Origin of the sequence: Pseudolysinimonas sp. (assembly GCF_044239695.1) — a bacterium.
Classification (GTDB): Bacteria; Actinomycetota; Actinomycetes; order Actinomycetales; family Microbacteriaceae; genus Pseudolysinimonas_A.
This window is the reverse complement of sequence record NZ_JBIIAW010000093.1, coordinates 1-11,430: the sequence shown is the minus strand read 5'-3', so window position 1 is coordinate 11,430 and position 11,430 is coordinate 1. Positions and strand designations below refer to the sequence as shown.

Annotated in this window: 12 protein-coding genes; 5 read left to right on the top strand and 7 right to left on the bottom strand. The window is 71.6% G+C overall.

The features are described 5' to 3' along the window. A partial coding sequence (locus ACILQS_RS12890; protein ID WP_395640533.1) for an amidohydrolase family protein occupies positions 1–307 on the top strand: 307 nt, incomplete at its 5' end. 82 nt (positions 308–389) lie between these two features. On the opposite strand, the gene ACILQS_RS12885 is transcribed toward ACILQS_RS12890, so the two are convergent. From ACILQS_RS12885 to ACILQS_RS12855, 7 genes are all read right to left on the bottom strand, one after another. After that, on the bottom strand, positions 390–1,163 hold the full coding sequence (locus ACILQS_RS12885) for a glucosamine-6-phosphate deaminase (RefSeq protein WP_395640532.1): 774 nt from the start codon (positions 1,161–1,163) through the stop codon (positions 390–392). Then, complete coding sequence (locus ACILQS_RS12880) at positions 1,163–2,068, bottom strand: ROK family protein (protein WP_395640531.1); 906 nt, start codon at positions 2,066–2,068, stop codon at positions 1,163–1,165. Before ACILQS_RS12880 ends, ACILQS_RS12885 begins: the two co-directional genes overlap by 1 nt. Beyond that, entirely contained in the window at positions 2,065–3,447 is a 1,383-nt protein-coding gene (nagZ, locus tag ACILQS_RS12875; RefSeq protein WP_395640530.1) for a beta-N-acetylhexosaminidase, read from the bottom strand. The genes ACILQS_RS12880 and nagZ overlap by 4 nt, the downstream gene beginning before the upstream one ends. Beyond that, entirely contained in the window at positions 3,444–4,316 is an 873-nt protein-coding gene (locus ACILQS_RS12870) for a carbohydrate ABC transporter permease (protein ID WP_395640529.1), read from the bottom strand. Before ACILQS_RS12870 ends, nagZ begins: the two co-directional genes overlap by 4 nt. Further along, positions 4,313–5,230, bottom strand: coding sequence for a carbohydrate ABC transporter permease (locus ACILQS_RS12865; protein ID WP_395640528.1), 918 nt, complete (start codon positions 5,228–5,230; stop codon positions 4,313–4,315). Before ACILQS_RS12865 ends, ACILQS_RS12870 begins: the two co-directional genes overlap by 4 nt. A 120-nt stretch (positions 5,231–5,350) precedes the next feature. After that, entirely contained in the window at positions 5,351–6,604 is a 1,254-nt protein-coding gene (locus tag ACILQS_RS12860) for an extracellular solute-binding protein (RefSeq protein ID WP_395640527.1), read from the bottom strand. Between the two features lie 102 nt (positions 6,605–6,706). After that, complete coding sequence (locus tag ACILQS_RS12855; protein WP_395640526.1) at positions 6,707–7,828, bottom strand: ROK family protein; 1,122 nt, start codon at positions 7,826–7,828, stop codon at positions 6,707–6,709. A 148-nt stretch (positions 7,829–7,976) separates the two neighbouring features. Between ACILQS_RS12855 and ACILQS_RS12850 the strand changes: the two genes are divergently transcribed. The 4 genes from ACILQS_RS12850 (at position 7,977) to ACILQS_RS12835 (ending at position 11,366) form a co-directional block, all read left to right on the top strand. Further along, the gene (locus tag ACILQS_RS12850; protein ID WP_395640525.1) at positions 7,977–8,426 is read left to right on the top strand and encodes a hypothetical protein; all 450 of its coding nucleotides are present in this window, start codon (positions 7,977–7,979) and stop codon (positions 8,424–8,426) included. Between the two features lie 3 nt (positions 8,427–8,429). Then, positions 8,430–9,299 carry an FAD:protein FMN transferase gene (locus ACILQS_RS12845; RefSeq protein ID WP_395640524.1) on the top strand — a complete coding sequence of 290 codons (870 nt, stop codon included), beginning with the start codon at positions 8,430–8,432 and terminating at the stop codon, positions 9,297–9,299. Next, positions 9,296–10,819: an FAD-dependent oxidoreductase gene (locus tag ACILQS_RS12840; protein WP_395640523.1), complete on the top strand. Its 1,524-nt coding sequence runs from the start codon at positions 9,296–9,298 to the stop codon at positions 10,817–10,819. The genes ACILQS_RS12845 and ACILQS_RS12840 overlap by 4 nt, the downstream gene beginning before the upstream one ends. 118 nt (positions 10,820–10,937) lie before the next feature. Then, a complete protein-coding gene (locus tag ACILQS_RS12835) occupies positions 10,938–11,366 on the top strand; it encodes an Hsp20/alpha crystallin family protein (protein WP_395640522.1) in 429 nt (142 codons plus the stop codon). Positions 11,367–11,430 lie beyond the last annotated feature (64 nt).

Sequence of the window (11,430 nt, the reverse complement as noted above, 5' to 3'; positions counted from 1 at the left end):
CCACGACGGCGACTACCGGCTCGGCTCGCTCGAGATCGAGGTGCGGGGCGGCATGGCGATGGTGGCCGGCACCGAGACGATCGCCGGGTCGACCCTGACGCAGGACGGGGCCCTCGCCGTCGCCCTCGACGGCCTCGGCATCCCGCGTCCGGAAGCCATCGAGGCCCTCACCGCGACGCCGGCCCGCATCCTCGGCCTCGGCGACCGGTTGGGGTTCCTGCGCCCGGGCTACGCGGCGGATGTCGTCGTGCTCGACGACGAGCTGCTCGTGCAGCACGTCTGGGCGGCCGGCCGCCCCGTGGGTTGAGTGCCGCCGGAGGCGGTGTATCGAAACCCACCGTTCGAGTGACCCGGGGTGGGTTTCGATACACCGCGCTGACGCGCGGCACTCAACCCGCGGAGTGATCCAGGCGGTGGGCCCACGCCAACCGGTAGTAGTCGGCGTAGCGCAGCTTCGACGCGGCCTCCTCATCGACCAGCACCGTCACGTCGGGGTGCAGCTGGATGACCGAGCCCGGCAGCGACGCGGAGACCGGCCCTTCCACCGCACCGGCGACGGCCTCCGCCTTCGTCGCGCCGAACGCGAGCAGCACGAGCTCGCGCGCGTCGAGGATCGTGCCGAGCCCTTGCGTGAGACAGTGCCGCGGCACCTCGTCGGGGGAGGCGAAGAACCGCGCGTTGTCGGCGCGGGTCGCGTCGGTGAGCGTCTTCACGCGGGTGCGGGAGGCGAGCGAGGAGCCGGGCTCGTTGAAGCCGATGTGCCCGGTGCGCCCGATCCCGAGGATCTGCAGGTCGACGCCGCCGGCATCCCGGATCGCCGCCTCGTACCGCTCGCCCGCCGTCGCGACCGGACCTCCGTCGTCACCCGGCACCCGCACGAGGGCGGGGTCGAGCCCGAGCGGCGCGACCACCTCGCGGTCGATCACGGCGCGGTAGCTCTCGGGATGGCCGGACGGCAGGCCGAGGTACTCGTCGAGCGCGAAGCCGCGCGCCCGGGACAGGTCCACCCCCCGCTCCCGGAGGGCCGCCCAAACCGGGAGCGGGGTGGATCCGGTGGCGAGTCCGAGCACGGGGTCCGGTGTGCGGGCGACGAGCGCCGCGATCCGGTCCGCGGCGAGCGCACCCGCCTCGTCGGCCGATCCGAGGATGATCACCTCGGCCATCAGTCCGCCGCTCCGATGAGCGCCGCCCCGACGGCGGCGGCCGGGAAGTCCCGCGGCAGCACCTCCACCCGATCGGGCAGGTCGAGCATCGCGAGGAACCCGCTCGTCGCCGCCCAGCCGCGCAGGACCTCCCGCACCGCGCCGAGCAGCTCGTCGCCGAGGGAACTCAAACCGCCGCCGATGACCACGCGGTCGGGGTCGACGGTGAGCACGAGCAGACGCACCGCGGCGGCGACGTGCTCGACGAAGCCGGTCCAGACGCCCTGCGCCGCCGCGTCACCGCTCGTCGCCCTCGAGAAGAGGTCCCGCACCGAGTCGCCGCCCGGCCACGAGCGCGCCAGACCCGAGCCCGACGCGGCGAGTTCGAGGCACCCGCGCTGCCCGCACGGACACAGCGCCCCGGCGGGGTCCACCGGGATGTGCCCGATCTCCCCGGCCACCCCGCGCGACCCGCGCCACAGCCGGCCGCCCAGCACGAGCCCGGCGGCGAGTCCGGTGCCGAGGTTGAGGTAGGCCATCGAGTCCGACGAGCCCCCGCCGAGCGCCTGCCAGGCACCGAGGGCCGCGGCGTTGACGTCGTTCTCGACCCGCACCGGGCGACCGAGACGCGCCGCGAGTTCCGCGCCGAGATCGAGATCCTCGAGCCCGAGGTTGACGGCGTGGGCCACCCGACCGCTGACTCGGTCGACCGCTCCGGGGATGCCGACGCCGATTGTCGTGAACTCCCCCGGTGCGACGCCGAGCGTCGCCGCGAGGGCGCGCACGGCGGACTCCGCCGACTCGAGCACGGCGGCCGCGCCGAACCCGGTCGCGAGTCGGTGCTCGGCCGCGACCGCGCCGTCGGCGGCGAGGGCGACGGCGAACGTCTTCGTGCCGCCGATGTCGATGCCGATCCGCAGGCTCATCCGCGCCACCCCCGCGCGCGAAGCCAGTGCAGCAGGGCGATCCCGACACCGCGCGACGCCCCGTAGGTGGCCACGTCGACCGACCCCGAAGGCCAGCCCATGTCGACGATGAGACTGCCCGGGCGCGTGGCGCGCACGAGCTCCGCGAGCGCGGCGACCTCGCGATGACGGTGCACGTCCTTCGCGACGAGCACGATCGGCGCGTCGGGGGCCAGGCCCGGAGGCAACGGGTCGCCGGCGTTCAGGCGCACCACAGTCGCTCCCGCCGCCGCCGGCCCCCAGGGGGCGAGCCCGACCGCGATGTTCGCGATCGTCTCCACGACGACGAGCATCGCGTCCGGTGCCGGCACCGCGCCGTCGACGACGGCGAACGCGTCGGCGAGATCGTCGGTCGAGATGCCCCACGACTCCCGGGGTGCGGGGCCCGCGCGCAGCGACTCGACGAGCGCTCCCACCCGGGCGACCGCGTCGCCGAGTCGCACCGGATCGACCGCGCGCACGGCGTCGGCGATCGCATCCAGCTGCTCCGGCGTGCCGCCGGTGCCGAGGCAGAGCAGATCGCACCCCGCGGCGAGCGCCTTCGCGGCGGCGGCGGGGATGCCGATCTCACCGGATGCCCCCGCCATGTCGAGGGCATCCGACACGATCACCCCGTCGAATCCCAGCTCGCCGCGCAGCAGGTCGCCGAGGATGCGGGACGAGAACGTCGCCGGCCCGTCGGGGTCGACCTGGGGAAGCAGGATGTGCGACGTCATCACGGTGCGGGCACCGGCCTCGATCGCGGCGCGGAAGGGCGGCAGGTCGCGGGCGCGCAGCACGTCGAGCGGGACGTCGACGACCGGGAGAGCCAGGTGCGAGTCCGCGGCGGTGTCGCCGTGGCCGGGGAAGTGCTTGACGCTCGTCGCGACCCCCGCCGACTCGTGCGCGGCGGTGAACGCGGCGATGTGGCGGGCGGCGAGCTCCGGGTCGGCCCCGAACGACCGCACCCCGATCACCGGATTGCGCGGATCGGAGTTCACGTCGGCGACGGGGGCGAGGTTGAGGTCGACGCCGATCGCGGCGAGGTCGTTCGCGACGGCGCGGCCCACGACGGCCGTCAACTCGACGTCGTCGATCCGCCCGAGCAGCGCGGCGCCCGGGTACGGGGATCCGTCGAGGTAGTGCAGGCGCGTGACATCCCCGCCCTCCTCGTCGATCGCGATCAGCGCGTCGGGTCTCGCCTGCCGGATCTGCCCGACCAGCGTGTGCAGCTGGGCGAGCGACTCCACGTTCTCGCCGTACAGGCACACCCCGGCGAGACCGCCCCGCAGCCGCTCGGCGACCCAGGCGGGCAGGGTCGTGCCGACGAATCCGGGCAGGAGCACGGCATCCACGCTCATCCCTTCACCGCCCCGGCCGCCATGCCGCCGACCATGCGGCCCTGCACGATGAGGAAGAACACGATCACCGGCACCGAGATCAGCGTCGAGCCGGCCATGATCGCCGCCCAGTCGGTGGCCTGCGTCGCCTGCACGAACGCGCGCAGCCACACCGGCAGGGTGCGCACGTCGGGCTTCTGCATGATGACGAGCGCGAACAGGAACTCGTTCCAGGCCTGGATGAACGCGAAGACGCCCGTCGCCGTGAGGCCCGGCCAGAGCAGCGGCAGGGTCACCCGGAAGAACGCGCCGAAGCGCGAGCAGCCGTCGACCATCGCCGCCTCCTCGAGCTCGACCGGGATGCCGGCGACGAATCCGCGCAGCGTCCAGATCGTGAACGGCAGCACGACGGCGAGGTAGACGAGGGTGAGCCCGACGATCGAGTTGAGCAGCTGCCAGCCGTCGAGCACCCGGAAGATCGAGACGATCATCGCCTCGGCGGGGATCATCTGCGCCACGAGCAATGCCACGACGAGCGCCCGCTTCGAGCGGAACCGGAACCGCGACAGGGCGAGGGCCGCGAAGAACGCGAACACGGCCGCGAGCACGACGGTGCTGAGCGTCACCGCGAGCGACGTCAGCAGCGCCGGGAGGAACTCGATCGTGCCCGACGGCTGGGTGATCACCCGCACGAAGTTGTCGACCGTGAACTGGTCGGGGAAGAAGTGCGGCACCTGCTCGCGGATCGCCCCGTTCGGAAGGAATGCCGAGTTCACCATCCAGTAGACCGGGAAGGCGGAGGCGACGAAGATCACCACCGCGATCCCGTTGAGCGCGACGCGGACGGGGCGGGAGCGCGGCTGCCCCGGCTGGAGCTCGGCGCGGGTCATGACTCCTCCTGCTTCAGCAGCGAACGGATGTAGTAGCCCGACAGGCCGAGCATGAGGATGACGAGCAGCACCGAGATCGCACCGCCGGCACCGAGGTCGCCGGCGCCGATCGAGACCTTGAAGATGTAGACCCCGATCGTGTTGGTCTCGGCGGCGATGCCGCCGACGGTCTGGAGGGCGTAGATCTGGGAGAACACGCGCATGTCCCAGATGATCTGGAGGATCAGCAGGATGACGAGCACGCCCCGCAGGTAGGGCAGCACGATCAGCCGGAAGCGCTGCCAGCCGGTCGCGCCGTCGATCTCGGCGGCTTCGAGCACCTCGTTCGGCACCTGGGTCAGCCCGGCGAAGACCGTGAAGGCGACGAACGGGATGGCCTGCCAGGTGACGATGATCGTGGCGACGAAGAAGAAGGAGAGCGGGTCGATGAGCCAGGAGTGCCCCTGGAAGTCGACGCCGGTGATCTGGGTGAGCAGGTAGTTGACGACGCCGCGGTCGGTGTCGAAGATCCAGCCCCAGACGACGCTCGCGGTCACCGGAGGCATCGCCCAGGCGAGCAGCAGGCCGACGGAGACGAGCAGTTTGAAGCCCTTGCCGAGCTTCGTCATCAGCACACCGATCGCGATGCCGAGCAGCATCGTCAGCAGCACGTTCACGAGACAGAACGCGACGCTGCGTCCGAGCACCTGCCAGAACTCGAGGTCGGTCAGCACGTCGACGTAGTTGTCGAGGCCGACGAACGTCGGCGGGGCGCCGAAGATCTGGGCGCGGCCGAACTCGAGGAACGACGTGACGACGAGCTGGATGAGCGGCCAAGCGGTGAGGGCGAGCAGCACCACCCCCGCCGGGATCAGCAGGAACAGGGGGGTGAGGTCGCGCCGTCGCCGTCGCCGCACGGGGACGATCTGGGACATGGCGGAGCCTTTCGGATAGTTTTTCAAGCGTGCCCCCGAGTCTTCCTAGGGCGACGGGCGCCGGCGGCGCGGCACGGTCGAATCGTGCCGCGCCGCCGTACTTCTCCCCGTGAGACCGACTCAGCCGTTCAGGATGTCCTCGATGTCGAGGTCGAGCTGCGTGGCCAGGGCCTCGATGTCACCGCCGGTGGCGATCTTCACGAAGAAGTCCTGCAGCAGACGTGCCGACTCGACATCCGCCCACTTCGGGCTCGCCGGGGTGAGCTTGGCGTTCGCCGCGGCCTCCGCGATGATCGCCGCGAGCTCCGGGGTGGCCGCCGCGACGTCGCCGCCGAGCGCCTGCTTGGCCGGCACGAGTCCGTTCGCCGCGAGGATGCCCTGGTACTCGTCGCTGAAGATGATCTTCAGCGCGCTCTCGGCCAGCTCCGGGTGCGCCGACTTCGCCGAGATGGCGATGTTGGAGCCGCCGGCGAAGACCTGCGCCGCGCCGCCGTCCGCGCCCGGGAGCGCGTAGTAGCCCAGCGTGTCGGTCACGGCCGTCGGCGCCTGGTCGGCGTCGGCGATGATCGACCAGTAGGCCCAGCTCGGAGCCGACAGGGTCGCACCCTGCGCCTCACGGAACGGCACCCAGACATCCGTCTCGTCGCCGTCCTTCGGGGCGGTGGAGGACGCCATCACCGCGGCGACCTGCTCCAGACCGGCGAGCGACTCGGGGCTGGAGAACTGCGCGTCCCACTCGTCGCCGTCGAGGACGGCGATCTCGCCGCCGTTCTCCCAGATGAAGGGAAGCGCGTTGTACCAGTCCTGGCCGGGCCAGTACACGCCCGAGACGCCCGGGATCGCCGAGGCGATGGCGCCGGCGTTCGAGACGTACTCGTCGAGCGTCTCGGGAACCGCGACACCCGCCTGCTCGTACTGGGCGGTGTTGTAGAACACGACGCGCGCGCCCGAGTAGTACGGAGCGGCGTAGAGGGTGCCGTCGTAGGTCCCCGCCTCCACGAAGCCCGGGAGGAGGTCGTCCCCGCCGAGGTCGTCGTAGATGCCGCTCAGGTCGCGGAAGGCGCCGACCGAGGTGAAGGCCGGGGCCTGCGTGTTGCCGACCTCGACGATGTCGGGGCTGTCGCTCGACGAGAGCGCCGTGGTGAGCGTGTCGACGAGACCGGTCCACTGCTGCTCCTCGATGACGAGGGTGGAGCCGGGGTTCTCCTCTTCGAAGGTCTCGATCAGGTAGGTGCGGGCGTCCTCCGGGGTGTCGGCTCCGACGAGCCAGACGCGGATCTCGGCGGGCTCCCCGTCTCCGCCGGAGGGCGTCGAGCACCCGGCGAGCACGATCGCGCTCGCGGCCACAGCCGCGGCGAGAGCGAGTTTCCTCATTGTCGTGTTTCCTTTCCTAGGGCGACGGTGCCGCAGGACTGCGGGCACCCTGTGGTGCGGTGGTACAGCGGTGCGTGATACAGCGGTGCAGTGGTGCGTGGGTCAACTGACCCCGAGCCTCCCGGAGAGCACCATGGCGGCGGCGCCGCGCATGACGATGTCCTCTCCGAGGGCGCTCCCCCGCAAGCTCAGATCGCCGTGGAATTCGGCCATCGTGCGCGAGCGGAGGGTGTCGAGGGCCGCGCGGGCGAGCGGACCGTCGAGCAGGTGGGCGGGGCCGCTGAGCACGACCTCCGCGAGATCCAGGGCCCCGACGACCGGGGCGAGGGCGATGCCGAGACGTTCTCCGGCACGGGCCAGGATGTCGTCCCGCTCCGCGGGCGCGGCCGCGATGCGGGCTTCGAGGCGGGGAATGGCGAGCCAGGTCTCCAGGCACCCGTGCTTGCCGCACGCGCACGGCTCGCCGCCGTCGGTGCCGACGACGACGTGGCCGATCTCGCCCGCCGAGAACCGGGCGCCGGAGAGCAGGGTGCCGCCGACGAGAAGGCCGGCGCCGACACCGTTGCCGATCTTGACCACCATCGTGTCGCTGAGCGCGTCGCCGAAGGAGTGCTCCGCGAGCGCCGCGACGTTGGCGTCGTTGGCGACGAGCACCGGCAGGCCGAGTTCGGCGACGAGCACGTCTTGCAGGGGCAGGTCGTGCCAGCCCAGGTTGGGGGCGGTGAGCACGATGCCGGCGAGGTCGACGACGCCGGGCGACCCGATGCCGACGCCGAGGATCGGCACCGTCGCCCGGGCGATGAGCTCGCGCGCGACCGCGACCACCTTGGCGACCGCGGCCTCCCCGGTCGCACCGTCGAGCGCCGCGATGACGCGGTCGTGGACGCCGCCGTCGAGGTCGAGCAGCGCGCCGCGGAAGGCGTCGTGCGCCGAGAGGTCGATGCCGAGGATGCGGAAGCCCGTGCGGTCGATGTCGACGAGGGTCGCGGGCTTTCCGGGGCGAGCCTCGTCGCGGGTGCCCTGTTCGACGACGAGCGCCTCCCCGAGCAGCTCGGCGACGAGGTCGGAGATGGTGACCCGAGTCAGCCCGGTGGCCCGAGCGAGGTCGGCTCGGCTCATCGCGCCGTCGGAGTAGAGCGTCTGGAGCACGAGCGACCGGTTGTTGCCGCGCGCGTGCTCGGGCAGCGACTTGGCAGTCGTCCGCAGTGAGGCGCGAGGAGGCATGCGGGTTAGTAAAGCGCACGAACAAACTCTCCGCAACATTTGAGTGGACGGTTAACAAACTTGTTACCTGGACGCCGCGTGCGCAGCCTCAGCAGATTCATAGGGTCGTCAGGGACTTCGGCAAGCCGAAATCCGCCAGGATGAAGCCATGGCCACCACGACCGCCCCCCGCCTCCTCGCTCTCGGCTTCGCCGGACTCGGTCTCACCGCCGCTCTCGCGGGCTGCTCGACCGCCGCCACCGTCGACTCCGGGGGCGGCTCCGACACCGCCGTCGACGACACCGCCGACACCTCCGCGGAGTACGCCGACGGCGTCTACACCGCCGAGGGCGACTACACCTCCCCGGCCGGCCCGTCGAAGGTCACGGTCGAGATCACGATCGAGAACGACACGATCGCCGCCGTCACCGTCACCCCGCTCGCGACCGATCCCACGTCGAAGGGATTCCAGACCCAGTTCGCCGACGGGATCGCCGACGTCGTCATCGGGCAGGACATCGACACCCTCGACGTCTCCCGGGTGGGAGGCTCGTCGCTCACCAGCGGCGGCTTCAACGACGCGATCGCGCAGATCAAGGCCGAGGCGCTCGTCTCCTAGGTCATGATCACCGATCCCCTGCCGGTCGCCTGGGAGTTCGAGGCGATCGGCACGCACTGGAGGATCGACACCCGGGATGCGCTCCCCCGCGCGATCGCGGAGGCCGTCACCGCACGGGTGGAACGCTTCGATCGCGACTGGTCGAGGTTCCGCTCCGACGGGCGGATCGGCGCCCTCGCGATCCCCGGCCGCCACCGTCTCGCCGACGACGCCGCCCCGTTGCTGGAGTTCTACCGCCGGCTGTTCGACGCCACCGCGGGCCGGGTGACCCCGCTCGTCGGCCGCACACTCGAAGCGCTCGGCTACGACGCCGCCTACCGCCTGCGCCCCGCCGCCGACATCCCGGCGGTGCCGTCGTGGAACGCGGCGATCGCCTGGGACGGCGAACACCTGGAGGTCGTGACGCCCATCACGCTCGACGTCGGCGCCGCCGGCAAGGGCTACCTCGTCGACCTCGTGAGCGACCTCCTCGCGGACGTCGGGATCGAGGAGCACATCGTCGACGCGAGCGGAGACCTGCGCTCCCGGGCGGTTCCGATGCGCATCGCCCTCGAGCATCCGCTCGACCCCCGCAAGGCGGTGGGTGTCGCCGAGCTGAACGACGGCGCGTTCTGCGCGAGCGCGACGACGCGGCGCGCCTGGGGCGACGGGCTGCATCACGTACTCGACCCGGCCACCGGCCTCCCGGCACGCGGCGTGCTCGCCACCTGGGTGCTCGCGCCGACCGCTCTCGTCGCCGACGGGATCGCCACGGCGCTGTTCTTCGACCCCGATCCCGGATTCATCGCCCACGAGGCGACGGGGTTCGCCAGAATGTTCGACGACGGAACCGTCGATGTATCGCCCGACTTCCCCGGGGAGATGTTCAGATGACCGCGTGGCTCGATGCCCTCCTGGGGCGCTTCACGATGTACCGCCTGGTGCTGTACAGCCTCGGCATCCTCTTCGTCGTCGGCCTGGTGTTCACGACGCTCGGCGTCGTCACCCCCGGCAACGCCGGGGCGCTCGGGATGCTGGCGAGCGCCGCCGTGCTCGTCGTGGTCTGCCTGCTGACGAGCCTGCTGTTCGCGGCGATCTTCCGCCTGAAGGCGCACACCGAGTCGACGCTCATCACGGCGGGCCTGCTCTACTTCATCCTGCCGCCGAACCTCACCCTCCCCGGGCTGGGCGGAGCGGCCCTGGCCGGGGCGATCGCCGTCGCGAGCAAGTACCTCCTCGCGATCCGCGGCCGGCACGTCTTCAACCCCGCCGCCGTCGGCGCCTTCGCGATCGCCTTCACCGGGCTGTCGTTCGGCGCCTGGTGGCCCGGCAACCCGTGGATGCTGCCGTTCGTCGTCGTGCTCGCCTTCCTCGTCCTGTTCCGCACCCGGCGGCTGCCGATGGGCGCGGTCTACGTCGTCGTCGGTCTCGCGGTCGCGTCGCTCAACTACGTGCTGCTCGGACTCTCGCCGCTCGCCGGGCTGCAGTACGCGGCCACCCAGTCCGCGCTGTGGTTCTTCGCCGCCTTCATGATCACCGAGCCGCTGACGATGCCGCCGCGCCGCTGGCAGCAGTTGCTCTACGCCGGTCTCGCCGCCGTGCTGTACTTCCTCACCTTCCACTTCGGCCCGTTCTACAACTCCCCCGAGTTCGCGCTTCTCGTCGTCAATCTGCTCGCGTTCCTCGCCGGGCAGCGCCGCGGCATCCGGCTCGAGTACGTCGCTCGGCGGCAGCTCTCGCCCTCGTCGTGGGAGTTCGACTTCCGCCCGCTGCGACCGGTCGCCTTCCGCCCGGGGCAGTTCCTCGAGCTCTCGCTCCCCCACGGCCGCACCGACTCCCGGGGGTGGCGGCGGGTGTTCAGCATCGCGTCGGCACCGGGCGAGCTGCTGCGGTTCGGCATCCGGCTGCCGGAGAAGGCGTCGTCGTTCAAACGCGCGCTGCTCGACCTCGAACCCGGGACGCGGGTGTCGGCGACGAGCGTGGGCGGGGACTTCCTGCTGCCCCGGGATGCCGAGCGCCCCCTGCTGCTCGTCGCCGGCGGGATCGGGATCACGCCGTTCATCGGCCACCTCGAGCAGGCGGCCGCGGAGGCCGCCGCCGGGTCGCCGGGCCGCGACATCGCCGTCGTCTACGCGGTCTCGTCGGTCGACGACCTCGCCTACTCCGCGCAACTCGAGGGTGCGGGCTGCCGCGTCGCGCTCGCGTCGCCCGAGAAGCCGCCGCGGATGCCCGCCGGCTGGACGTGGATCGGGCCCGACCGGGTCACCGGCGACTCGCTGCTCGCCGCCGTTCCCGACGCCGCGAGCCGGGAGGTGTTCCTCTCCGGTCCGCCGTCGATGGTGGCGGCGCTGAAGAAGGCGCTCCGCCGAGCCGGCGCACGCCGGATCCACACCGACGTCTTCGTCGGCTACTGACCCGCCCGCCCCGTTCGCCGAAGGCGATCGGACGGATCTGGCACTCGACATACCCGAGTGCTAATCTCCTGAATAGTTGAGCCACAGGGGCTCAAGTTATCGATTCCAGGAGGATCTGATGGCCATGTTCTTCGACCCGTTCCGCGACGTGGACCGCGTCGCAGGGCAGCTTCTCGACGCCCGCCAGGGGCCCCGGCTGATGCCGATGGACCTGTACCGGGACGCCGACCACTACGTGCTGAACGCCGACCTGCCGGGCATCGACCCGGGCAGCGTCGACATCGACGTGGACGGGCAGCTGCTCACGATCCGCGCCGAGCGCACCCCGCGCAGCCAGGAGGGCGTGAAGTGGCTCGCCCGCGAACGCAACTCCGGCACGTTCCTGCGCCAGCTCAACCTCGGGCAGGGCATCGACACCGCTGCCATCTCGGCGTCCTACGAGAACGGCGTGCTGAGCGTCGTCATCCCGGTCAGCGAGAAGGCGAAGCCGCGCAAGATCGCGGTGCAGGCCGGAGCGCCGGCCACCGAGGTCGCCGTCGAGGCGTAACCCTCGCCGAGAAGGCCCGTGGATGTCGACATCCACGGGCCTTCTCTACGCGGCGGGGCTTCTC